The sequence below is a fragment of the bacterium Scap17 genome (genome assembly GCA_013376735.1).
Classification (GTDB): Bacteria; Pseudomonadota; Gammaproteobacteria; order Pseudomonadales; family Halomonadaceae; genus Cobetia.
In genome coordinates, this window is the sequence record VINJ01000001.1 from 3932215 (window position 1) to 3956327 (window position 24113).

Consider the following 24113-nt stretch of genomic DNA (forward strand, 5'->3'; position numbering starts at 1 on the left):
TTCTGGAGTGGCATGAACACAACAACGACCTACGCGACAGCGCCTCCACCCCGCCAGCGCATTGCCGTCATCGGCAGCGGCATCAGCGGCATGTCAGCGGCCTATTACCTGAGTCGCAAGCATGAAGTGCATGTCTTCGAGTCAGCCGAGCGCCTGGGCGGCCACACCGCCACCATGGATGTGCAGTGCGCCGATGGCAGCGACTGGGCCATCGACACCGGCTTCATCGTCTTCAACGACCGCACCTACCCGCATTTCCAGCGTCTGCTGGAGCGCCTCGACGTGGCTTACCAGCCCACCGAGATGAGCTTCTCGGTGCACACCACCGCCGAGGACTTCGAGTACAACGGCCATACCCTGCTGTCGCTGTTCGCCCAGAAGCGCAACCTGTTGCGCCCGCGCTTCTATCGCCTGTTGCGCGACATCCTGCGCTTCAACAAGCAGGCTGCCGCCGATCTGGACAACGGCAAGCTCGCCGAGGGCGCGACCCTGGGCAGCTACCTGGATGCCAATGGCTACTCGCAGGTCTTCCGTGAACATTACCTGCTGCCGATGGGCGCGGCGATCTGGTCCGCCAGCATCGCGGATATCGCGCAGTTCCCGCTGCTGTTCTTCGTGCGCTTCTTCCGCCATCACGGCCTGCTGTCGGTCAATGATCGTCCACAATGGTTCACGCTGGTCGGTGGCTCGCGCACCTACATCGCGCCGCTGACCGAGGGTTACGCAGAGCGCATTCGCCTCAACAGCAAGATCAGTCGTGTCCTGCGCGACGCCAACGGGGTGACACTTGAGCATGCCGATGGCCGCCGTGAACGCTTCGACCAGGTGGTGATGGCGTGTCATGCGCCACAGGCACTGGCTCTGCTCGGTGATGCCAGCGAGCAGGAACGCGAGGTATTGGGAGCCATCACGACTCAGCGCAATGAGGTGGTGATGCATACCGATACCTCGCTGCTGCCAAGGCGCAAGTCGGCCTGGGCGAGCTGGAACTACCGCCTCGATGGGCGCGACGACGCCCAGCGGGCCAGCGTCACCTACGACATGAACATCCTGCAACGCCTTGATGAGCGCGAGCACCCGCCCCGCGAGACCTTCTGCATCACGCTCAATGACAGCGACGCGATCGATCCCGCTCGGGTACTGGGCCGTTACGCCTATGACCACCCGCGCTTCACGCTGGCCGCTGAGGACGCCAAGGCGCGCTTCGCGCAGATTTCCGGCGCGCAAGCCAAGGCGGACGGCCCAGTAGGGCGCACCCATTTCTGTGGTGCCTGGTGGCGCAATGGATTCCACGAGGATGGCGTATGGAGCGCGCTGCGGGTCGCAGAGGCACTGGGTGCTCGCGAGGCAGACGATTGAAGGCGCCCGCCAGTCGCATCGGCTATGGCACGCTGCGCCACCGCCGCCTTGCGCCGCGCCAGCATGCCTTTCGCTATCGCGTCGCCATGGCATGGCTGGCACTGGATGAGTTGCCGGCACTGATGGCCGGCAAGCGTCTGGTGAGCGCCAGTCACGCCGCGCCACTGGCCTTTCGCGACAGTGACCATCTGCCGGCCGCGGTCCACGACATTGTCGATGGCCCACTCGAGGACCGGGTGCGCGCCGCCTGTCAGCGCGAGCTTGCCCGCAATGGCGATCACGCGCCATTGCCGCAGGGGCGCGTCTTTCTGCTGACCCAGCTGCGCCACTTCGGGATCGGCTTCAACCCGATTCGCCTCTATTACCTCTATCACGCCTCAGGCCAGCTGGGCGCAGTGCTCGGTGAGGTCACCAATATTCCCTGGGGAGAGCGCGTGCTGTATGCCGCCCGTACGGACCCGCAGCGTCGCATGCAGGCGGCGCAGTTCGACAAGCGCATGCATGTCTCGCCCTTCATGCCGATGGGCATGCGCTATCACTGGCGCTTCAACGACCCCAGCGCGGACGAACTGTTGCTGCACATGGAAAACCATCCCCTCACCGGGGATACGGCACGGATAGCGCAGAATTCGCTGTTCGATGCCAGCCTGAGCCTGCATCTGGAACCGGCTACCTCACGCGCCTTTCATCGCCTGCTGCTGCGCTTCCCCTGGATGACGCTCAAGACGGTCGCGGGCATTCATTTCGAGGCGCTGCGTCTGGCGCTCAAGCGCGTGCCGATCTTCGACCATCCGCGCTCGCCGTCTTCATCATGAGGAACTCATCATGAGCCAATTCGAACCCGCTCCCCCCACTCTGGCCACGACTCAGGCACCGGCGGACCGCCTGACGCGGCTGCTGCGGCCACGCCTGCTGCGCATGCTCGACAAACTTGAAGGTGGCAGCCTGACGGTGCTGGAAGGCCGAGAGCGCCACGTGCTGGGCAAGGGCGGCGCGCGCAACGTCACGCTGCGTATCCATGACTCACGCGCATGGCGGCGCATGGCGCTGGGTGGCACCGTCGCGGCGGCGGAGGCCTACATGGATGGCCAGTGGGAGACGGATGATCTGGTCGGGCTGGTGCGCCTGTTCGCCTACAACCTCGAGCAGGTCAATGACTCGGTGGACAGCGGAACGTCGCGCCTGTCCAAGTGGGCGCTGAGCGTCGCCTACGCGCTGGCGCGCAATACGCTGGCGGGGTCGAAGCGCAACATCTCGGCGCATTACGATCTCGGCAATGACCTCTTCGAACTGTTCCTCGACCGCGAGCACCGCATGTATTCCGCGGCGGTGTTCCCCTATCCCGAGGCCAGTCTGGAAGCGGCCTCTACCCACAAGCTGGAGAAGCTGTTCAACCTGCTGGAACTGGGGCCACAGCATCACCTGCTGGAGATCGGCACCGGCTGGGGCGGGCTGGCGATCCATGCCGCAAGAACACGCGGCTGCCGCGTGACCACCACGACCATCTCCGATGAGCAACACGCCTATACCAAGGCGCGTATCGCCGCGGAAGGGCTGGAGGATCGCATCACGCTGCTCAAGGAAGACTACCGGGCACTGGAAGGTCGCTTCGATCGTATCGTCTCGGTGGAGATGATCGAGGCGGTCGGCCATCAGTATCTGTCGACCTACCTGAAGACCCTCGAGCGCCTGCTCGAGCCGGAAGGCCTGATCGCGCTGCAGGCCATCACGATTCGCGATCAGCGCTTCGTGGCCGCCAGCCGCGAGATGGACTTCATCAAGCGTTACATCTTCCCCGGTGGCTTCCTGCCGTCCCATACGGCGATCCTCACCGCCATGCAGCAGGACACCCAGCTGAACCTGCTGCAGCTCGAGGATATCGGCCTGCACTACGCCGCCACGCTCAAGGCCTGGGGGCAGCGCTTCGAGGCGCGTCTCGGGGAGGTCTATGTGCAGGGCTACGACGAGCGCTTCGTGCGCATGTGGCGTTACTACCTGGCGTACTGCGAGGGGGGCTTCCGCGAGCGCACCATCGGCACCTGCCAGCTGTTGCTGGGGGGGCCGGGGGCGCGCCCGGTACAGGCGGGGCTCCAGGATTGGGACGCCTGAACATGCTGTCCGAGCGCCCTGGAGCACTGCTCAATGCCGGTCTCTTTCAGCTCGGTTGGTTCTGCTGTGTGCTGGGTGGCGCGACGGTCGCCCTGCTGGCTACGCCGCTGATACTGGCCGTGCATCTATGGCTGATCGTGCCCACGAGTGAGCGCCTGCGCGAGCTGCGCTGGCTTGCCGCCTTCGTGGCGCTGGGGATGGTAGTGGATGGCAGCCTGTCACTGGCCGGCGGATACACCATCACCTCGGACACGCCTGGCTGGGCGCACTGGCTGCCCCTGCCTGTCTGGATGTGGTGTCTGTGGCCGCTGTTCGCCTGCACGATCCATCATGCGCTGCGCTGGTTGTGGCAGCGGCCCTGGCTGGCGGCGGCTGGCGGCGCCATCAGTGCGCCGCTGTCCTATTACGGTGGGGCGCAGCTCGCCAATGTGACCCTCGCCGACTGGCTGCTACCGGCCCAGGCGCTGATCTGGGGCGGCCTGTGCCTGGGCATCGCAGGCCTTCATGGGCATGCCGAGCGTGCCTGAGGGCGTCAGGCGGCCTTGATGGCCAGATTGCCGGCCTCGTAGCCATTGAGCCGCTCGATGACCTCCCCCGCGGGCGCCGGCCGCGAGAAGTAGACCCCCTGTATCCAGCCGCAGCCATTCGATACCAGATATTCACGCTGCTCAGCGGTCTCGACGCCTTCCGCGATCATCTCCATGCCCAGGCCCTTGGCCATCGCCAGGACCGCCATGGTGATGGCGGCATCCGCTCTCTCGCCGGGCAGGCTGCGGATGAAGGCACGGTCCAGCTTGAGCTTGTCCACCGGAAAATCCTTCAGATAGGCGAGTGACGAATAGCCGGTACCGAAGTCGTCCACCGCGATCTGGTGGCCGCAGGCGCGCAGGGCGGCCAGACGCCGTGAGATGTCGCCGGCACGCTCATCCAGCAGTACCGACGTCGTCAGCTCCAGCCCGATGGAGCTGGCGGGCACGTCATACTCCAGCAACAGGCCCGCCAGCGAGGCTTCAAAGCCACCCTGGATCAGCTGCAAGGCAGAAACATTGACCCAGTTGCCCAGGCGCAGCATCAGCACATCGGCGTCAGCGCCATCCTCCGGGGCGCGGCAGCTGCCGATTGTGGCGATCACTGATCACCAGTCCATCACTGCTCAGGTGCACGGCGGCCTCCAGCAGCTGACGATGCAGCAGCTGGCGACGACGCTGGCGCACGATGTCCAGACCCGCCAGAACGGCAGGCAGCAACGCGGCAAGACGCAGCTCGAGCCCCGGCAACCAGGGCAGCGCTGTCAAGGCAACGAGCGCCCCGATGATCAGGGGCCGATTGAAGTGGGCTTGCGGCCACATAAGCAGCTCTCGGTGAAAGGGGTCATCGGGGAGGATCCTGCATTTGCAGGCAGCGGGCCATTCTCGGCACGGCTCCAGCGGATTGCGACCGATGCCGGCAAAGAGGACCCCGCGCGAATCACACACTAGCTCCTATCGACCACTTTCCCCCCAGCTGTAGGACTTATTTGCACCCGCCCTTGCTGCCCTTTAGTCTGGCCCCCACGTGCATTCAGGGGTGCCAGCCATTAGACTAGCTCCATTCAGGCGCTCAGGTGCCTCGTACGGCATTACCATCCCGCTACTCGGAATGACTCAGTGACCAAGCAACACTCCTTTACTCGCGACGAGCTGCTGGCCTGTGGCCAGGGCGAACTCTTCGGCCCGGGCAATGCGCAGCTGCCTGCTCCCAACATGCTGATGCTGGATCGCATCACTCACATCAGTGAGGAAGGCGGTAGCCACGGCAAGGGTCAGCTGATTGCTGAGCTGGATATCTCTCCGGACCTGTGGTTCTTCGACTGCCACTTCCCGGGTGATCCGGTGATGCCGGGCTGCCTGGGCCTCGATGCCATGTGGCAGCTGGTGGGCTTCCACCTCGGCTGGCTCGGCAATCCGGGCCGTGGCCGCGCGCTGGGCTGCGGCGAGGTCAAGTTCTCTGGCCAGGTGCTGCCGACCGCCAAGAAAGTGACCTACACCATCAACATCAAGCGAGTCATCACTCGCAAGCTGATCCTCGGCATCGCCGATGGTACAGTGACAGTTGACGGTCGCGACATCTATCAGGCCAACGACCTGCGCGTCGGTCTGTTCACCTCCACTGCGAACTTCTGAACGGGAGGCTCCCATGCGTAGAGTGGTAGTCACCGGGCTGGGCATTGTTTCCTGCCTGGGCAATGATCGCCAGCAGGTCCTGGAATCGCTCCGCGAAGGACGTTCTGGTATCCGCCGCAAAGAGGAATACGCCGAGCTGGGCTTCCGTAGCCACGTGGCCGGCGTTGTCGACATCAATCTCGAAGACCACATCGATCGCAAGCAACTGCGCTTCATGGGGGATGCTGCGGCCTATGCCTACATCTCCATGGCGCAGGCGATTGCCGATTCCGGTCTCACCGAAGAGCAGGTTTCCCACGAGCGTACCGGCCTGATCGCCGGTTCCGGTGGCGCTTCCTCCGCGAACCAGGTCGAGGCCGCTGACGTGATGCGCGCCAAGGGCCTGCGTCGTGTCGGTCCCTACCGCGTCACTCGTACCATGGGCTCGACCGTCTCTGCCTGCCTGGCCACGCCGTTCAAGATCAAGGGCATCAACTACTCGATCTCCTCGGCCTGTGCCACGTCTGCCCACTGCATCGGCAGCGCCGTGGAACAGATCCAGCTGAACAAGCAGGACGTCGTGTTTGCCGGTGGCGGTGAAGAAGAGCACTGGACCCTGTCCTGCCTGTTCGACGCCATGGGCGCCCTGTCCACCAGCTACAACGACACGCCGGAAACCGCGTCGCGTCCCTACGACAAGACCCGTGATGGCTTCGTCATCGCAGGTGGCGGCGGCATGCTGGTGCTCGAGGAACTGGAACACGCCAAGGCACGCGGCGCGAAGATCTACGCCGAAGTGACCGGCTATGGCGCGACCTCCGATGGCCACGACATGGTGGCACCGTCCGGCGAAGGTGCAGCACGCTGCATGCGCCAGGCAATGGCGACCGTGAAGGGCCATATCGACTACATCAACACCCACGGCACCTCGACGCCGGTTGGGGATGTGGCCGAGCTCAAGGCCATCCAGGAAGTCTTCGGCGCCGACAGCCCGGCCATGAGCTCGACCAAGTCACTGACGGGCCACTCTCTGGGCGCCACAGGCGTGCAGGAAGCCATCTACTCCATGCTGATGATGGAGAACGACTTCATTGCCGCGTCCGCCAATGTCAGCGAGCTGGATGACCGCGCCGAAGGCCTCGACATCGTCACGACCCGTCGTGATGGCGTCAAGATCGACCGTGTGCTGTCCAACAGCTTCGGCTTCGGTGGCACCAACGCCTGCCTGATTCTGGAACGTTTCCAGGACTGACTCAGCACGCGTTCAGCAGACATGCAGTCTGCCGATACGCGCTGGTGTGAGACACGAAAAGGCCGCCCTTCGGGGCGGCCTTTTTGCTGGCTTTCCGGTGCTTGCTGGCAGCACCGGATGCATCAGATGAGCGACAGGGGAAGCGTCAGACAGTCAGGCACCAACACTATCGGCCGCCGCTTCCTCTTCCAGCGGCGGACGCTGGACGCTGGAGATTTCCTGCAGCCTGGCCTCGACCCAGGCCTCGACATCGGCGATCACCGCATCCGGCTTGCGCCCTGTCGTCTCGATGGCCGGGCCATAGGCGACATGGATGGTGCCCGGGCGCTTGATCCAGCTGTCGTTGGGCCAGATCTCACCGGCATTATGCGCCACCGGCACCACCGGCACCCCGGCACGGCAGGCAATCGCGGCGCCGGACTTGTTGAACTTCTTGCGGGCCCCCGGCGCGATGCGCGTGCCTTCCGGGAAGATCAGCACGGTAAAGCCGTCCTTGAGGCGCTGGGTACCGACTGACAGCACCTGCTTGAGCGCCTTGGCCGGCTGGGTGCGATCCAGCGGAATCGGCTCCAGCAGCTTCAGCCCCCAGCCGAAGACCGGAATCTTCAGCAGCTCCTGCTTGAGCACGGTGCATAGCGGGCGCTTGGCCACCTGCAGATAGATGGTTTCCCACTCGCTCTGGTGGTTGGCCAGCAACACGCAGGCCTCCTTCGGCAAGGTGTCACGTCCGCTCACCTGCACCTTCACGCCGCAGGTCAGGCGGAACCACCACAGCACGATATGGTTGTAGATATGCAGGACACGGTAGCGCGCCTGTAGCGGAAGGCAGGCCGCCAGCGGCACCAGCACCACGGCGCTGAGCAGCAACGCCATGAAATAACCTACATAAAACAGCACGCTACGCAGCGCATTCACAGGCACAGTCTCCACAGGTCAGGTCGAGTCAGGGCGAGATGAGCCGGAGGCGCGCTGCGCGATCCAGTCATCCATCAAGCGGGATAGTTCGAGACGCCACGGTTTCTGATGCACACCGAAAGTGTCCAGCACGCGACGGCAGTTGAGCACACGCCGCAGCGGCGTACCGGCATTGAGGGTCAGCACCTTGAGCGGGCCTGCGGCCACCGTCTCGCCCAACCCCTCGAGGCGGGTGATCAGCTGGGTGCGCACGACACTGACGAAGGCGTAGGTACTGGTGGGTTCAGTGCCGGCCAGATGGTAGGCCCCCCAGGCACCCGCACCGCAGCGCTGTTGTTGGAGCATGCCGATCAACGCCATTGCCACGGCATCGACACTGGTCGGACAGAGGATGACATCCTCGGCGGCACGTACCTCTTCTCCCGCCAGCAGGCGCTCGATCAGCGTCGGCAGCCAGGCATCACGTCCTTCGGGACCGAACAGCGGGCCCAGACGTACGATCAGGTGATTGGGCAGCTCGGCACGGATGCGATCACCTGTCGCGATGACGCGCCGCAGCGCCGTATCGACCGGCGAGGGCACCTCATCCTCGTCGAGCAAGCCTTCACCGCCCTGCTCGAACATCTGATCTGCCACGCACCACACCAGTGGTGTGCCGGTCTCGATGCAGGCGGCCAGCACCTGCTCCACTGCCTCGGCATGCGCCATCACCTCGGCAGGCGCGGAATCGGCCGGACGTGCGAATGGCGGCACGATGACGACATCCGCCTGGCTGGCGCGAATGTCATCGGCACCAATACGGTCGGATTCAACGGCGTTGAGCTCAAGATCGGCGCGCGTATTGGCCGCACGGATCAGCCCCAGGCCAAGACAATGACCGGCATCAAGCAGCAAGAGTTTCACAGGCAGGCTCCAGCAGACAGGCGCATCGCCGCAAGAGGCGACGATGCAAAGACGACATTCTATCAACCTTGCAGACTGGCTGCAGGCCCGTCGTTGCTCGGAGGGGTGGGGATCAGCGGTACGCCGATCGGGTGAGGTCTGCCGATGCCGTAGCCTTGCACGAAGTCGACACCGATCTGTTCCAACGCGGGGATCAACTCGAGGCGCTCGACATATTCCGCCACCGTGATGATGCCCATCTGGGCACAGATGCTGCAGATGGCGGAGACGATGGCGGCATCAAGACTATCGCGTGTCAGGTTGCGCACGAAGGCGCCGTCGATCTTGAGTTGATTGACCGGCAGCTCCTTGAGGTAGGCAAAGGACGACATGCCACTGCCGAAATCATCCAGAGCGAAGCTGCAGCCGAGCCGACGCATGCTGTAGATGAACTCGCGCGCCTGGGCCAGATTACTGATGGCCGCCGTCTCGGTGATCTCGAAGCACAGCCGCTGGGGCATGACGGAGCTTTGCGTGACCAGCGCCGCCAGCTGATCGCGCATGCGCAGATCCCCCATGCTCTGGCCGGAGAGGTTGATCGCCAGCACGGCATCCGATTCGATGCGACCGTCATCAGACTCAAGCACCTGCAGCGCCTGGGTGACGACCCAGATATCAATCTCTGGCATCAGACCGAATCGTTCCGCCGTCGCCATGAAGTGCGCCGGGGCCAGGTGCTCGCCCGAGTCGTTGACGTAGCGCAGCAGTACCTCGTAGTAGGGCTTGCTGGTGACATCACTCAGCGAGCGGATCGGCTGGATGTAAAGCGTGAAGCGATCTTTCTCCAGCGCCTCGTGCAGTAGCGGCAGCCATTGCACCTCGCGCTGGGCGCGCTCGAATCCCGCATCTCCGTCATGGTAGGCATGCACCTGGTTGCGCCCGCTCTGCTTGGCCATGTAGCAGGCCCCATCCGCCTGACGCAGAACCTCGGAGGCCTGGACACCGCTCTCGACCGGCGCGACTCCGATACTGACGCCCAACTGGAATGGGCGCCCCTCATCGTAGTAGCGATAGGCACTGACGGCCGCGCACAGCGCTTCGGCACGCTCGATGGCCTGCTCGCGAGAACAGCGATAGAGCAGCACGGCAAACTCATCCCCCCCCAGGCGTGCCAGCACATCCGTTTCCCGCACATGCGCTCGCATCAGCGCGGAGAGCTCACGCAACACGGTGTCCCCGGCCGCGTGCCCGCAGGTGTCGTTGACCACCTTGAAGAAATCGAGATCCAGATACAGCAGCTGGTGAAAGCCGCCATCAGCCAGCGCCGCGGTGAGAGAGTCATCGAAGGCGGTGCGATTGTGCAGACCGGTCAGACTGTCGTGATGCGCCTGGAAGTTGAGGCGCCGAATCATGGCCTGGCGATAGCTGATATCGCGGAAGACCAGTACGGCACCCTCGACATCCCCGCTGCGACGGCGCACGGGCGAAGCCTTGAGCTCCACGGCACATTCACTGCCATCGCGTGCCACCAGCAGCGTCTGGCTGGACATGTGCACCACTTCGCCGCGCTGCAAGACCCCTTCCAGCTGGCTGGAAACCGACTGCAACGTACCTTCATGGCGTAGCTGCAAGATGCGCGCCCAGGGGCGCCCGCGGGCCAACGACGGGGCCCAGCCACACAGCTCAGCAGCGATGGGATTGATATGCTGGATATGCCCCTCGCGATCGAGGCTGATCACTCCCTCATCGATGGAATCCAGCATGACCGCGACCTGATCACGCTCATGACGCAGCTCTCGGGTCCGATACTCCAGCAGGCCATCCAGACGCGAGCGGTAATGGCGACTGCGACGCATGCGCTGCTCGGCACTGATGGCCAGTAGCGCCAGCCCCAGCACGGCCAGGGTCGCGACCGCGATGGCCAGGGCCAGCCACAGATTCTGCCCGGAGCTCATGCCCACACCGGCAGGTGCGATGATGGGCGTGGTCAGCGGTATCATCTCCATCGCCGCCATGCCGATGTAGTGCATGCCGGCAATGGCGAGCCCCATCGCCCCGGCAGCCAAGGCCTGATAGAGACGATTGGGGCGGCGCTGACGCAGGAAGAAGCCTCCCAGCCACAGGGCCGCCGTCGCGGCCACCACCGCTACCACGATGGACACCGCGAACAGCAGCGGGTCATAGCGGTAAGGCATGCTCATCTGCATCGCCGCCATGCCGGTGTAGTGCATCGTGGCGATGCCGCCGCCCATGATGGTCCCGCTCGTCATCAACAGCATCGGCGTCAGGCGTGGCAGCGTATTCACCCAGAGTGCCAACCCCGAGGCCAGCATCGCGATCAGCACCGACAATGCCGTCAGGCCGGGCGCATAGGTGACCGGAACCTGGCATTCATACGCCAGCATGCCGATGAAGTGCATGGCCCAGACACCCAGCCCCATCGCCACGGCTCCGCCCACCAGCCAGCCGAGGCTGGTGGCGCGCGAAGGGGTCAGCGCGACCTGACGAATCAGCTGCAGCGCTGCATGTGAAGACAGCACGGCGACCACGATTGACAGGACGACCAGTGGGTAGGAATAACTGCCATGCATGAATAACCTCGATCATCAGGGGCATACCACAGTCGGCAAGACAGGGGCGGAAGTTCGACAACGGTGTCATATCGCCAGCACTCCTCCGGGAGCACCACGACAGGATTCTCAGACCATGGAGCGCCATCCGACAACATCAGCAGCCCAAGGGGATACCAAGAGAATACGGCCATGGAGCGTTGTTTGCACAACGCTCGTTTGAATCGTATGAATGACGCACGTCGGAGAGAGGCTCAGCCACCCTTACGCGCAGCACAAGCCGCTGGATGTCGCGCTCGAAATCATTTTTCAATATCAGCGATAACTAATAAAAACAGATACTTATATAAACAGAATCAAGAAAATCTCATGGTTAATTCAAAAAAAAGCCCTCGCTGAACGAGGGCCTTTTCATCGTCATCGCTTGCGCGTTCTATCGGCGCACAGCCGAAAAACTTTACTCAAAACGGAATTTCATCATCGAAATCATCGAAGCTGCCCGCGGGCGGCGCACCGAAGTTGTTGTTCTGAGAATTGTTCTGCTGGGCGGGCTGCTGGCCACCGAAGTTGTTGCCCTGCTGAGGGGCCGGCTGCTGACCACCGAACTGACCGCCCTGCTGCTGACCACCGAACTGACCGCCCTGCTGCTGACCACCGAACTGACCGCCCTGCTGCTGACCACCGAACTGGCCACCCTGCTGGGGTGCTGCGGCCGGTTGCTGGCCGCCCTGCTGAGGCGCCTGCTGCGGACGACCACCCGCGAAGTTACCGCCGCCACCTTCGCCACGCGTATCCAGCATCTGCATGTCGTTGGCCACGATTTCGGTGCTGTAACGATCGTTGCCGTTCTGATCCTGCCACTTGCGGGTCTGCAGGCGGCCTTCGATATACAGACGTGAGCCTTTCTTGACGTATTGCTGGGCCACTTCAGCCAGCTTGTTGAACATCACCACACGGTGCCATTCGGTACGCTCCTGACGCTGACCACTCTGACGATCATTCCAGGTATCCGTCGTTGCGAGATTCAGGTTGCACACCGCACTGCCGGAGGGGGTGAAGCGAACTTCCGGGTCTTGACCGAGATTGCCGATCAGAATGACCTTGTTTACGCCACGAGCCATGAAGATTACTCCTGCAAATGGACCGGTGCGCCATGGGCACCGGAAAAGGTATCAAGTGCACCGGCAATGTATTGCCGATGTCAGGGTTCAGCTGGCAGGCACCTCCGCGCCTGCCGGAGTCTCGTCATCACGCTGGCGAGTGAAGCGGGCCAGCGCCTTGTCATCCAGTGTATCGCGTGTGACCTTGAGATAAGCGACCCGTTCCTCACGCACCACGAGCGCCTCTTCCACGCCGGGAATCGCCAGCAGGCGTGTCTGCAGCTCGACGGCTGACAATTGCGAGGCCTCGGGAGACAGGCCGATCACTTCACTGCCCAGATGTCGCGGCGGTTGCATGCCCCACACCACGGTCAGCCACAGAATGGCGACCAGCCCCATGGCGAAAAACACGCCGCTCAGACCGAAATGCCCGGTCAGCCAGCCGCCCCCGACACCGCCCACGAAGGCGCCCAGGAACTGACTGGTGGAATAGACCCCCATCGCCGTGCCCTTGGCACCGGCCGGGGCCAGCTTTGAGATCATCGACGGCAAGGTCGCCTCAAGCAGATTGAAGGCGACGAAGAACAGCCACAGCAGGCCGAGGAACATCGCCAGCCCTGCATGCTCGATGCCATCGATACCCAGCAGCAGCAAGCTTGTCGCGATGGTCGCGACGGCCCCCAGGAAGACGGGCTTCATGCGCCGATACTTCTCGGCCACGATGACCAGCGGCAGCATGGCGACAAAGGCCAGCCCCATCAATGGCAGGTAGATCCAGCCGTGATGCGCCGGGGCGATACCGAAATTGACCAGCTGCTGGGGAATGGCCACGAAGCTGGCGGTCAGGATCATGTGCAGCGCAAAGATCGAAACATCCATGCGCAACAATGCGGAATTCGCGAGGATACCCTTGAGCTGGCGCCTATCAAGCCCCACATCCTGATGTTGACGCCTAGGCGCAGCTGGCACCAGCTTCCAGAGCACGAACAGGCTCGCGACGGCCATCACGGCGGTCAACCAGAAGACCCCTGACAAGCCGAAGGCATCTGCGGCCAAGGGCCCTGCGACCATCGCCAGTGCAAAGGCGACCCCGATCGACATGCCGATGGAGGCCATCGCCATGGTGCGAACCTCCTCCCGGGTCTGATCGGCCAACAGGGCCATGATTGCCCCCGCCACGGCGCCGCTGCCCTGCAGACAGCGTCCGAGGATGATCATCTCGATGCTGTCGGCCGTCGCCGCGACCAGCGAGCCCAGAATGAACAACCCGAGCCCGAAGCCGATCACGGCCTTGCGCCCCAGTCGGTCTGACAGCCAGCCGAACGGAATCTGCAGCAATGCCTGGGTCAGCCCGTAGCCACCCAGCGCCACGCCGACCAGGGTCGGCGTCGCACCGGCGAGGTCACGGGTATAGAGCGCCAGTACCGGCAACACCATGAACAGCCCCAGCATGCGAGATGCATAGAGGCTGGCAAGGCCGACGATGGCGCGGCGTTCCGGCGCGAGCAGTCGAGAGGTTTTCATGGGCGGCGGCGGGCTCCGGAGCGTGACAGTCAAGAAGAGGGAGGCCGACCACGTGGGTCGCCGAGATGTGACGTCCAACGGTGGTCGCCCACCAATGGACTGCATATTCTAAGGCCCGCTTGGCGGCTTTGAAAGCATGCAGCCTTTGCCGGGTGTTTCACCCGCGCCTTATAATCGTTGCTTTTATCGACGCAGCCCGAGGTGGCAATGGACAGGATTCAGGTGAGGGGTGCGCGCACCCACAACCTCAAGAACATCGATGTCGAACTGCCGCGTGACAAGCTGATCGTGGTGACCGGACTTTCCGGTTCCGGCAAGTCATCACTTGCCTTTGACACTCTCTACGCCGAGGGACAGCGGCGCTACGTCGAATCACTGTCCACCTATGCTCGTCAGTTCCTGTCGATGATGGAAAAGCCGGACATCGACCATATCGAAGGTCTGTCACCGGCGATTTCCATCGAACAGAAATCGACCTCGCACAACCCGCGCTCCACCGTCGGCACCATCACCGAGATCTACGATTACCTGCGCCTGCTGTATGCTCGCGCCGGTACGCCGCGCTGCCCGGATCACGACATCGACCTGGAAGCCCAGACCATCTCGCAGATGGTCGATCAGGCGCTCGCCCTGCCGGAAGGCAGCAAGCTGATGCTGCTGGCACCGGTGGTCAGCGGCCGCAAGGGTGAGCATCTCCAGCTGTTGTCAGAACTGCGCGCCCAGGGCTTCGTGCGCGCACGTATCGATGGCGTGATCGTCGAGCTGGATGATCTCAAGCCGCTGGAGAAGAACAAGAAGCACGATATCGACGTCGTCGTCGATCGCTTCAAGGTGCGTGAAGACCTCAAGCAGCGTCTGGCCGAATCCTTCGAGACCGCGCTGAATCTGGCCGACGGCAGCGCACGCCTGCATTTCATGGACGGCGAGCAGGAAGACCTCGTCTTCTCATCACGCTTTGCCTGCCCGGTGTGCGGCTATGCGCTGGCCGAGCTGGAACCGCGCCTGTTCTCCTTCAACAATCCGGCAGGCGCCTGTCCGACCTGCGACGGCCTGGGCGTGAAGCAATACTTCGATCCTGAAAAGCTGATCAGCCACCCGGAGCTATCGCTGGCCGAAGGCGTCATCAAGGGCTGGGACCGCCGCAGCGTCTACTACTTCAGCCAGCTCCAGGCCGTGGCCGAGCATTACGGCTTCGCGCTGGAAGCGCCTTGGGAGTCGCTCAGCGATGAAGCGCGCGATGCCGTGCTCAACGGCAGCGGACGCGAGGACATCGCCTTCAGTTACGTGAACGATCGTGGCCGCAAGGTGACCCGCGAGCATCCCTTCGAGGGCGTGCTGCCCAACATGGAGCGCCGCTATCGCGAGACCGAATCCAACATGGTGCGCGAGGACCTCGCACGCTATCTGGCGGTCCAGCCATGCCCGAGCTGTGATGGCTCGCGCCTGCGCCGGGAAGCACGCCACGTCTATGTCGATGATCGCACGCTCGCCGACGTCGTACGCCAGCCGATCGGTGAGGCGTGGGAAGAGTTCGGCAAGTTGAGCCTGCCGGGACGCAAGGGCGAGATCGCCGCCAAGATTGTGCACGAGATTCAGGCGCGCCTCGAATTTCTCGTCAATGTCGGCCTCGACTACCTGACCCTGGAGCGCAGCGCCGACACCCTGTCCGGCGGTGAAGCGCAGCGCATCCGTCTGGCCAGCCAGATCGGTGCCGGCTTGGTCGGGGTGATGTACATCCTCGACGAGCCGTCCATCGGCCTGCACCAGCGCGACAATGATCGCCTGCTCAAGACGCTGATCCACCTGCGCGACCTGGGCAACACCGTGATCGTGGTCGAGCATGATGAAGATGCGATTCGTGCCGCAGACCATGTGCTGGATATCGGCCCGGGCGCCGGCGTGCATGGTGGCGAGATCGTCGCCCAAGGCACGCCTGAGCAGATCGAGGCGACGCCTGGCTCATTGACCGGACAATACCTGAGCGGCGAGCGCGAGATCGCCGTGCCGCCCTACCGCCTTCCGGCCAACCCTGAAAAGGTACTGCGTTTGACCGGCGCCACCGGCAACAACCTGCAGGATGTGACGCTGACGCTGCCGACAGGCCTGCTGACGTGCATCACCGGGGTCTCGGGCTCAGGCAAGTCGACGCTGATCAATGCCACCCTGATGCCACTGGCGGCGCGTGAGCTCAATCGCGCCACCACCCTGACGCCCGCGCCCTACGGCACCATCGAAGGGCTGAACCTGTTCGACAAGATGGTGGATATCGACCAGAGCCCCATCGGGCGTACGCCACGCTCCAATCCGGCGACCTATACCGGCATCTTCACGCCGATCCGCGAGCTGTTCTCCGGCACTCAGGAAGCGCGTGCCCGCGGCTACAAGCCGGGACGCTTCAGCTTCAACGTCAAGGGCGGTCGCTGCGAGGCCTGCCAGGGCGACGGCCTGATCAAGGTCGAGATGCACTTCCTGCCCGACATGTACGTGCCCTGCGATGTCTGCAAGGGCAAGCGCTACAACCGTGAAACGCTTGAAGTGCAGTACAAGGGCAAGAACATCCATGAAGTGCTGGAGATGACCATCGAGGAGGCCTTGGAGTTCTTCTCGCCGGTACCGGCCATCGCTCGCCGCCTGCAGACGCTGATGGATGTCGGCTTGTCCTATGTCCGTCTCGGCCAGAGCGCGACTACCTTGTCCGGCGGTGAAGCCCAGCGCGTCAAGCTGGCGCGTGAGCTGGCCAAGCGCGACACCGGCAAGACACTCTACATTCTCGATGAGCCGACCACCGGCCTTCACTTCGAGGATATCCGTCAGCTACTGGTCGTGCTGCACCGACTGCGTGATCACGGCAATACCGTGGTGGTGATCGAGCACAATCTGGACGTGATCAAGACAGCCGACTGGCTGATCGACCTCGGCCCGGAAGGCGGCTCAGGCGGCGGCCAGATCATCGCCGAGGGCACCCCGGAGCAGCTGGCCACGCAGGAGATCTCGCACACCGGGCGCTTCCTGGCCCCGCTGCTGGAACGCAAGAAGGCCAGCGACATTACGTCGACCCGCAAGAAGACAGCCGAGACCAGCAGCTGATCAGTTGGCAAGGCACCCGATGTCTCGGCCCCCCTGATTCACCTCGCCCTCAACGCATCGAAAACACTCGGAGGGCGAGGTGAACTCCCTGAGAAACTCGAAATACCAGTATCATCCAGCCGGCCGACAGGCATAAAAAAAGGCCAACCCGTGAGGGTTGGCCTTTTCTTGTGGACGAAGCAAGCCGAAGCTTACTCTTCGCCTGCTGCCTCGGAGGCAGCCGGACGATCGACCAGCTCGACGAATGCCATCGGGGCATTGTCACCGGCACGATAGCCACACTTCAGGATGCGCAGGTAACCACCCGGACGGGAGGTGTAGCGCGGGCCGAGCTCGTTGAAGAGCTTGCCGACCGCTTCCTTGGAACCGGTGCGAGAGAACGCCAGGCGGCGGTTCGCAACGGAATCCTGCTTGGCCAGGGTGATCAGCGGCTCGATATGACGACGCAGTTCCTTGGCTTTCGGCAGGGTAGTCTTGATGACCTCGTGCTCTACCAGAGAGATGCACATGTTCTTGAACATGGCTTCACGGTGAGAGCTGGTACGGTTCAGGTGACGACCACTCTTACGATGACGCATGGTTGTGATTCCTTACCAGTCTGGGGCTTGAGCCGACCGGGCTTCCTTACGCGGAAGCCTTGTCGTCCTTCAGGCTTGCGGGCGGCCAGTTTTCCAACCGCATGCCGAGGGACAGACCACGCGCGGACAGCACGTCCTTGATTTCATTCAAGGACTTCTTGCCGAGATTCGGGGTCTTCAGCAGCTCAACTTCGGTGCGCTGAATGAGATCACCGATGTAATAGATATTCTCGGCCTTGAGACAGTTCGCACTGCGAACAGTCAGCTCAAGATCGTCTACGGGACGGAGAAGGATCGGATCGATTTGATCTTCCTCTTCTTCGACTTCCTGTTCCTTGTCTGCTTCCAGATCAACGAAGGCGGCCAGCTGCTCCTGCAGGATAGTTGCGGAGCGGCGGATCGCTTCTTCCGGATCCAGTGTGCCGTCGGTTTCCAGGTCGATCACCAGCTTGTCGAGGTTGGTGCGCTGTTCGACACGCGCAGCCTCGACGGCATAGGAGACCCGACGAACCGGGGTGAAGGTCGCATCCAGCTGGAGGCGGCCAATGGCACGAGATTCGTCATCTGCGGAAGTGCGGGCATCTGCCGCTTCGTAGCCGCGGCCACGAGCGATCTTGAGCTGCATCTTCAGCTCGCCACCATCGTTGAGGTGAGCGATGACGTGATCCGGATTCACGATTTCGAGATCGTGGTCACCAGCGATGTCGCCGGCAGTCACGATACCCGGGCCCTTCTTGTTCAGCGCCAGCACAGCTTCGTCGCGACCATGCATCTTGATGGCCACGTCCTTGAGGTTCAGCAGGATTTCAATTACATCCTCCTGCACCCCTTCAATGGCGCTGTACTCGTGCAGAACGCCTTCGATCTCAGCTTCCACGACGGCACAGCCGGGCATGGAAGAAAGCAGGATGCGACGCAGAGCATTCCCCAGGGTGTGGCCGAAACCACGCTCGAAGGGTTCGAGGACGATTCGCGCGTGATGGGCGCTGACTTCCTCGACCTTGATATCGCGAGGACGGAGAAACTCTGTCACTGAGCGCTGCATAAGAACACCTTTAAGGCTGCCAAACGGATAATCTGGGTACTCCAGCCGGGCCGACGAATCGGCCCGGCGTTACATTACTTGGAGTACAGCTCGACGATCAGGTTTTCGTTGATATCGGCAGACAGGTCGCCACGCTCGGGGACAGCCTTGAAAGTGCCTTCCATCTTCTTGGAGTCGACGTCGACCCAGGAGACATCACCGCGGTTGGCAGCGAGTGCCAGAGACTGCTGGATGCGAGCCTGGTTCTTGGCCTTCTCACGAACGGTGACCACATCGCCAGCCTTCACCTTGAAGGAAGCAACGTTGACGGTACGGCCGTTCACGGCGATCGCCTTGTGGCTGACCAGCTGACGTGCCTCGGAACGCGTGGAGCCGAAGCCCATGCGGTAGACGACGTTGTCGAGACGAGTCTCGAGGAGCTGGAGCAGAACCTCACCGGTCGCACCCTTAAGGCGAGCGGCTTCTTTGTAGTAGTTGCGGAATTGCTTTTCCAGCACGCCGTACATGCGACGTACCTTCTGCTTTTCACGCAGCTGCAGGCCGTAGTCTGAAAGACGCTGACGGCGCTGGCCATGAACACCCGGGGGTTGTTCGGATTTGCACTTCTTCTCGAACGGAGTCACACCACTCTTCAGGAAGAGGTCGGTGCCTTCACGACGAGACAGTTTGCACTTCGGTCCAATATAACGAGCCATGAGTCTGTCTCCTTAAACGCGGCGTTTCTTCGGCGGACGGCACCCATTATGCGGGATGGGGGTCACGTCGGTGATGCTTTGCACGCGGAAGCCTGCGGCATTGAGAGCACGCACGGCGGACTCACGACCCGGACCCGGGCCCTTGACCAGCACGTCGACGTTCTTCACACCATATTCGGCTGCAGCGGTCGCTGCACGTTCACTTGCGACTTGCGCAGCGAACGGGGTGCTCTTGCGAGAACCACGAAAACCCGAACCACCGGCAGTTGCCCAGGAAAGAGCATTGCCCTGGCGGTCTGTGATCGTCACGATAGTGTTGTTAAAAGAGGCGTGGATATGCGCGACGGCATCCACTACCTGCTTTTTAACCTTCTTGCGCTTACTCGGGTTAGCCATTAGATGTTTCCTGTCTAAACGCCAGTTCGTTTACTTGCGAATCGGTTTACGCGGACCTTTGCGTGTACGTGCGTTGGTCTTGGTGCGCTGACCGCGCAACGGCAGACCACGACGATGGCGCAGGCCACGATAGCAACCGAGGTCCATGAGACGCTTGATGTTCAGCGTGATCTCACGACGCAGGTCGCCTTCGACGGTGTACTTGCCCACCTCGGCACGAACCAGGTCCAGTTGTTCAACAGACAGATCAGCGATCTTGACGCTCGGTTCTAGACCGAGAGCGGCGCAGATCTGCTGTGCACGCGTACGGCCAATCCCGAAGATATAAGTCAGCGAGATCGCCGCGTGCTTGTTGTCCGGGATATTGACGCCAGCAATACGGGCCATCAGTTTTCTCCGAAAGGTTAGCGGCGGATTTTACATCCACAAAGGGCGCAATAGCATACCCCTTGATCCCGTCGGGAACAAGGGGGTATGCCAGCACCCGAGCTTGTATTCAGCTAAGCGGGCCTAGGGAATTAACCCTGGCGCTGCTTGTGGCGGGGCTCAGTGCAGATGACCCGCACTGCGCCACGACGCCGAATGATCTTGCAGTTACGGCAAATTTTCTTGACGGAAGCTCGAACTTTCATCGTTCTCTCCAGTTTGCTAACAGGGGCTGCGCAATCAGCGCATCATGCCACCGCTGCCATAGCCTTTGAGGTTGGCCTTCTTCATCACCGACGCATACTGATTTGACATCAGATGCGACTGCACCTGGGCCATGAAGTCCATGACCACCACGACCACGATGAGCAGAGAGGTGCCGCCGAAATAGAACGGAACCTGCCATGCAACAACGAGGAATTGAGGCATCAGGGAGACTAGGGTGATGTAGAGGGCGCCGAACAGCGTCAGGCGAGTCATCACCTTATCGATGTAACGGGCGGTCTGTTCGCCTGGGCGAATACCCGGCAGAAACGCTCCTGACTTCTTGAGGTTGTCAGCAACATCCTTCGGATTGAAGACCAGCGCCGTGTAGAAGAAGCAGAAGAATACTACAGCGGCAGCGAAAAGCAAGATATACAGTGGCTGACCCGGCCCGAGAGCCTGAGATGCCGTCTGCAACCATTGCATGCTTTCACTCTGGCCAAACCATTGACCCATCGACGCAGGGAACAGCAGGATGCTTGACGCGAAGATCGGCGGGATGACCCCGGCCATGTTGACCTTCATCGGCAAGTAGCTGCTCTGACCTGCATACATCTTGTTGCCAACCTGACGGCGCGGATAGTTCACCGTGATGCGGCGTTGGCCGCGTTCGATGAACACCACGAAGGCAACGGTAACGACTGCGAGCAGCGTCAGCGCCAGCAGCGGAAGCACATTCCAGGCACCATCATTGCGCGCCAGTTCGAAAGACTGGCCGATGGCACTCGGCAGCCCGGCGACAATACCAGCAAAGATGATCAGCGAGATCCCGTTGCCGATACCCTTCTCGGTGATCTGCTCTCCCAGCCACATCAGGAACACTGCACCAGCCACGAACGTGCTCACGGCGGTGAAGTAGAAGCTGAAGTCAGCGGAATAGGCGACACCGTTTCCGACCAGTCCGACTGCCATGCCGATCGATTGGACCAGGGCCAGTACTACCGTGCCGTAGCGCGTGTACTGGCTGATCTTGCGACGGCCGGCCTCGCCTTCCTTTTTCAACTGCTCAAGCTGAGGCGAGACCACCGTCAGGAGCTGCATGATGATCGACGCGGATATGTAGGGCATGATGCCCAGCGCGAAGATACTCATTCGCTCCAGTGCACCACCGGAGAACATGTTGAACATGCTCAGGATGGTGCCCTGGTTTTCCCTGAACAAGGCAGCAAGCTGGTCAGGATTGATACCGGGAACGGGGATGTGTGCACCGATTCGGTACACCACGATGGCGATGAACACGAAGCGCAAACGCGCCCAGAGTTCGCTCAACCCACTTCCCTGCATCGCCGGTACGTTTCCTGACTTAGCCATTTAGTCCTCTACCTTGCCACCGGCAGCTTCGATCGCAGCACGGGCACCCTTGGTGACCTTAATGCCGCGAACCGTGACTGCCTTGTCCAGTTCGCCGGAGAGCATGACCTTCGCGAACTTCGTGGAATCACGAAGCACGTTGGCCTTCTTCAGCGTTTCGAGGTCGACGATCTCGCCGTCTACCAGTGCCAGTTCGCTCAGGCGCACTTCTTCGGAAATCAGAGACTTCGCGGAAGTGAAACCAAACTTCGGCAGGCGACGCTGCATAGGCATCTGACCGCCTTCGAAGCCCGGCTTGACGCTGCCACCGGAACGGGACTTCTGGCCCTTGTGGCCACGACCGCCGGTCTTACCAAGACCGGAGCCGATACCACGACCGACACGCTTTTCAGCGTGCTTGGAGCCCGGGGCCGGACTCAGGGTATTCAATTTCATGGATTACTCTCCCTCAACACGGACAAGGTAGTGAACCTTGTTGATCATGCCGCGTACCGCGGGGGTGTCTTCCAGCTCGACAGTGTGACCGATGCGGCGCAGGCCAAGACCTTTCATGGTGGCCTTGTGCTTTTCGAGGACGCCGATGGTGCTGCGGATCTGGGTTACCGTGATCTTAGCTGCCATGGTGCCTTACCCCGCAATCTTGTCGACAGACAGGCCACGCTTGGCGGCGATGTCTTCCGGAGATTTCATGGCAGCGAGACCGTTGATGGTCGCGCGCACCACGTTGACCGGATTGGTGGAACCGTAGCACTTGGCCAGGACGTCATGGACGCCTGCCAGTTCGAGCACGGAACGCATCGCACCGCCGGCAATGATGCCGGTACCTTCGGACGCTGGCTGCATGTAGATCTTGGATGCGCCGTGACGAGCCTTCACCGGGTACTGCAGGGTGTGGCCCTTGAGGTCAACCTTGATCATGTTGCGACGAGCCTGGTCCATTGCCTTCTGGATCGCGACCGGCACTTCACGCGCCTTGCCACGGCCGAAGCCAACACGACCATTGCCGTCACCAACGACAGTCAGAGCGGTGAAACCGAAGATACGGCCGCCCTTGACTACCTTGGCGACGCGGTTGATCTGCACGAGCTTCTCTTGCAGGTCACCGCCCTTCTGTTCGATATTCGCCATCGTAAAACCCTTTAGAATTCCAGGCCGCCTTCACGTGCGGCATCGGCCAGGGCCTTCACGCGACCGTGGTACTTGTACCCGGAGCGATCGAAAGCCACTTGCTTGATACCCGCTTCCTTCGCGCGCTCGGCAATCAGAGCACCCACCTTGGCGGCGGAGTCCGAGTTACCGGTAGAACCTTCGCGCAGGCTCTTGTCGAGCGTGGATGCGGTGGCCAGGACCTGGCCGCCATCCGGCGAGATGATCTGCGCGTAGATGTGACGCGGGGTGCGGTTCACGCACAGGCGAAACACGCCCAGCTCGCGGATTTTCGCACGAGCGCGGCGGGCACGACGGAGACGAGATTCTTTCTTCGCGTTCATAACCCTGCCTTACTTCTTCTTGGCTTCTTTACGACGGACGACTTCGTCGCTGTACCGAATACCTTTGCCCTTGTAGGGCTCCGGCGGACGGAATGCGCGAATCTCTGCGGCGACCTGACCCAAAGCCTGCTTGTCAGCAGACTTGAGGACGATCTGAGTGTTCTTCGGCGTTTCAGCCGTAACACTTGCCGGCAGTTCATAGTCGACCGGGTGTGAGAAGCCCAGTGTCAGGTTGATTGTCTGGCCTTTGGCCTGGGCACGATAACCCACACCATTGATTTCCAGAGACTTGGTGAAGCCTTCGGAAACACCAGACACCATGTTGTTGACCAGAGCACGAGTGGTACCAACCATTGCCCAGTTCTTGGCGGTCTCGGACGGAGCGAAGGTCATCTGACCTTCTTCCATAGAGATGACCACGTCCTGGTGGACGGTCAATTCCAGCTGGCCTTTGCTGCCCTTCACGGTCAGCTTGTCGCCGTCGAGCTTCGCCTCGACGCCGTTCGGCAATTTAACCGGATACTTGGCTACGCGGGACATTCCAAACTCCTAGAATACGGTGCAGAGGACTTCGCCGCCGACACCAGCTTGACGGGCCGCACGATCGGTCATCACGCCCCGGGAGGTGGAAACGATCGCAATACCCAGGCCATCTGCGACTTTCGGAAGCTCGCCCTTGCCTTTGTACTGGCGCAGGGACGGCTTGGAAATACGCTTGATGCTCTCGATAACCGACTTGCCTTCGAAGTACTTGAGGGTCAGGGTCAGTTCCGGCTTGGCGCCTTCGGCGACGGCAAACTCGGTGATATAACCCTCTTCCTTCAATACGCGGGCCACTTCAACCTTGAGCTTGGAAGACGGCATGGAAACCGTCTCCTTGGTGGCCATCTGCGCATTGCGGATACGAGTGAACATATCCGCCAGAGTGTCTTGCATGCTCATTTACGTTGCGCTCCTGAATTCTTGCAG

The 24113-nt window shown here is 61.9% G+C and carries 27 protein-coding genes; 7 read left to right on the forward strand and 20 right to left on the reverse strand.

What is annotated here, in order from left to right; translation table 11 throughout:
- The first annotated feature begins 12 nt into the window (after positions 1–12).
- From FLM52_16710 to FLM52_16725, 4 genes are read left to right on the forward strand one after another with little or no spacing between them, the layout of a single operon-like run.
- The gene (locus FLM52_16710; GenBank protein ID NVN57371.1) at positions 13–1359 is read left to right on the forward strand and encodes an FAD-dependent oxidoreductase; all 1347 of its coding nucleotides are present in this window, start codon (positions 13–15) and stop codon (positions 1357–1359) included.
- On the forward strand, positions 1305–2174 hold the full coding sequence (locus FLM52_16715) for a DUF1365 domain-containing protein (GenBank protein ID NVN57372.1): 870 nt from the start codon (positions 1305–1307) through the stop codon (positions 2172–2174). The genes FLM52_16710 and FLM52_16715 overlap by 55 nt, the downstream gene beginning before the upstream one ends.
- Before the next feature lie 10 nt (positions 2175–2184).
- A complete protein-coding gene (locus FLM52_16720) occupies positions 2185–3468 on the forward strand; it encodes a class I SAM-dependent methyltransferase (protein ID NVN57373.1) in 1284 nt (427 codons plus the stop codon).
- A 2-nt stretch (positions 3469–3470) separates the two neighbouring features.
- Complete coding sequence (locus FLM52_16725; GenBank protein ID NVN57374.1) at positions 3471–3995, forward strand: DUF2878 domain-containing protein; 525 nt, start codon at positions 3471–3473, stop codon at positions 3993–3995.
- A 5-nt stretch (positions 3996–4000) separates the two neighbouring features.
- Here the strand turns inward: FLM52_16725 and FLM52_16730 are convergent, their stop codons facing one another.
- Together FLM52_16730 and FLM52_16735 are read right to left on the reverse strand one after the other, a co-directional pair.
- Entirely contained in the window at positions 4001–4540 is a 540-nt protein-coding gene (locus FLM52_16730) for an EAL domain-containing protein (GenBank protein ID NVN57375.1), read from the reverse strand.
- 13 nt (positions 4541–4553) lie between these two features.
- Positions 4554–4817 (reverse strand): hypothetical protein, encoded by a 264-nt coding sequence (locus tag FLM52_16735; protein NVN57376.1) that lies wholly within the window; start codon positions 4815–4817, stop codon positions 4554–4556.
- Between the two features lie 297 nt (positions 4818–5114).
- Here FLM52_16735 and fabA point away from each other — a divergent pair, with 297 nt between their 5' ends.
- Both fabA and fabB read left to right on the forward strand, forming a co-directional pair.
- Positions 5115–5630, forward strand: a complete 516-nt coding sequence (gene fabA / locus FLM52_16740) for a 3-hydroxyacyl-[acyl-carrier-protein] dehydratase FabA (protein NVN57377.1) — start codon at positions 5115–5117, stop codon at positions 5628–5630.
- A 13-nt stretch (positions 5631–5643) separates the two neighbouring features.
- On the forward strand, positions 5644–6861 hold the full coding sequence (gene fabB, locus FLM52_16745; protein ID NVN57378.1) for a beta-ketoacyl-ACP synthase I: 1218 nt from the start codon (positions 5644–5646) through the stop codon (positions 6859–6861).
- 153 nt (positions 6862–7014) lie between these two features.
- Here fabB and FLM52_16750 read toward each other — a convergent pair whose 3' ends face one another.
- The 5 genes from FLM52_16750 to FLM52_16770 all read right to left on the reverse strand — a co-directional run bounded on the left by FLM52_16750 (position 7015) and on the right by FLM52_16770 (position 13852).
- Positions 7015–7734 carry a 1-acyl-sn-glycerol-3-phosphate acyltransferase gene (locus FLM52_16750; protein ID NVN57379.1) on the reverse strand — a complete coding sequence of 240 codons (720 nt, stop codon included), beginning with the start codon at positions 7732–7734 and terminating at the stop codon, positions 7015–7017.
- A 60-nt stretch (positions 7735–7794) separates the two neighbouring features.
- Positions 7795–8679, reverse strand: coding sequence for a sugar nucleotide-binding protein (locus FLM52_16755; protein ID NVN57380.1), 885 nt, complete (start codon positions 8677–8679; stop codon positions 7795–7797).
- Positions 8680–8741: 62 nt separating this feature from the next.
- The gene (locus tag FLM52_16760) at positions 8742–11249 is read right to left on the reverse strand and encodes an EAL domain-containing protein (protein NVN57381.1); all 2508 of its coding nucleotides are present in this window, start codon (positions 11247–11249) and stop codon (positions 8742–8744) included.
- 440 nt (positions 11250–11689) lie between these two features.
- Positions 11690–12349 (reverse strand): single-stranded DNA-binding protein, encoded by a 660-nt coding sequence (gene ssb / locus FLM52_16765; GenBank protein NVN57382.1) that lies wholly within the window; start codon positions 12347–12349, stop codon positions 11690–11692.
- An 87-nt stretch (positions 12350–12436) separates the two neighbouring features.
- Entirely contained in the window at positions 12437–13852 is a 1416-nt protein-coding gene (locus tag FLM52_16770; protein NVN57383.1) for an MFS transporter, read from the reverse strand.
- Positions 13853–14059: 207 nt separating this feature from the next.
- On the opposite strand from FLM52_16770, the gene uvrA reads away from it, so the two are divergent.
- On the forward strand, positions 14060–16939 hold the full coding sequence (gene uvrA, locus FLM52_16775) for an excinuclease ABC subunit UvrA (protein ID NVN57384.1): 2880 nt from the start codon (positions 14060–14062) through the stop codon (positions 16937–16939).
- Positions 16940–17130: 191 nt separating this feature from the next.
- Here the strand turns inward: uvrA and rplQ are convergent, their stop codons facing one another.
- The 13 genes from rplQ to rpsH form a co-directional block, all read right to left on the reverse strand.
- Complete coding sequence (gene rplQ / locus FLM52_16780; protein NVN57385.1) at positions 17131–17517, reverse strand: 50S ribosomal protein L17; 387 nt, start codon at positions 17515–17517, stop codon at positions 17131–17133.
- Positions 17518–17563: 46 nt separating this feature from the next.
- Positions 17564–18562: a DNA-directed RNA polymerase subunit alpha gene (gene rpoA / locus FLM52_16785; protein ID NVN57386.1), complete on the reverse strand. Its 999-nt coding sequence runs from the start codon at positions 18560–18562 to the stop codon at positions 17564–17566.
- Between the two features lie 74 nt (positions 18563–18636).
- Entirely contained in the window at positions 18637–19257 is a 621-nt protein-coding gene (gene rpsD, locus FLM52_16790; GenBank protein NVN57387.1) for a 30S ribosomal protein S4, read from the reverse strand.
- 12 nt (positions 19258–19269) lie between these two features.
- Positions 19270–19653, reverse strand: a complete 384-nt coding sequence (gene rpsK, locus FLM52_16795; protein ID NVN57388.1) for a 30S ribosomal protein S11 — start codon at positions 19651–19653, stop codon at positions 19270–19272.
- Between the two features lie 30 nt (positions 19654–19683).
- Complete coding sequence (gene rpsM, locus FLM52_16800) at positions 19684–20040, reverse strand: 30S ribosomal protein S13 (protein NVN57389.1); 357 nt, start codon at positions 20038–20040, stop codon at positions 19684–19686.
- A gap of 131 nt (positions 20041–20171) precedes the next feature.
- A complete protein-coding gene (gene rpmJ / locus FLM52_16805) occupies positions 20172–20285 on the reverse strand; it encodes a 50S ribosomal protein L36 (GenBank protein NVN57390.1) in 114 nt (37 codons plus the stop codon).
- Positions 20286–20319: 34 nt separating this feature from the next.
- Positions 20320–21654, reverse strand: a complete 1335-nt coding sequence (secY, locus tag FLM52_16810) for a preprotein translocase subunit SecY (GenBank protein ID NVN57391.1) — start codon at positions 21652–21654, stop codon at positions 20320–20322.
- The gene (gene rplO, locus FLM52_16815) at positions 21655–22089 is read right to left on the reverse strand and encodes a 50S ribosomal protein L15 (protein ID NVN57392.1); all 435 of its coding nucleotides are present in this window, start codon (positions 22087–22089) and stop codon (positions 21655–21657) included.
- A gap of 3 nt (positions 22090–22092) precedes the next feature.
- Positions 22093–22275, reverse strand: a complete 183-nt coding sequence (rpmD, locus tag FLM52_16820) for a 50S ribosomal protein L30 (GenBank protein NVN57393.1) — start codon at positions 22273–22275, stop codon at positions 22093–22095.
- 6 nt (positions 22276–22281) lie between these two features.
- On the reverse strand, positions 22282–22782 hold the full coding sequence (locus tag FLM52_16825) for a 30S ribosomal protein S5 (protein ID NVN57394.1): 501 nt from the start codon (positions 22780–22782) through the stop codon (positions 22282–22284).
- Between the two features lie 11 nt (positions 22783–22793).
- A complete protein-coding gene (locus tag FLM52_16830; protein ID NVN57395.1) occupies positions 22794–23144 on the reverse strand; it encodes a 50S ribosomal protein L18 in 351 nt (116 codons plus the stop codon).
- 9 nt (positions 23145–23153) lie between these two features.
- Positions 23154–23684, reverse strand: coding sequence for a 50S ribosomal protein L6 (gene rplF / locus FLM52_16835; protein NVN57396.1), 531 nt, complete (start codon positions 23682–23684; stop codon positions 23154–23156).
- Between the two features lie 9 nt (positions 23685–23693).
- A complete protein-coding gene (gene rpsH, locus FLM52_16840; protein ID NVN57397.1) occupies positions 23694–24086 on the reverse strand; it encodes a 30S ribosomal protein S8 in 393 nt (130 codons plus the stop codon).
- Positions 24087–24113: the final 27 nt, after the last annotated feature.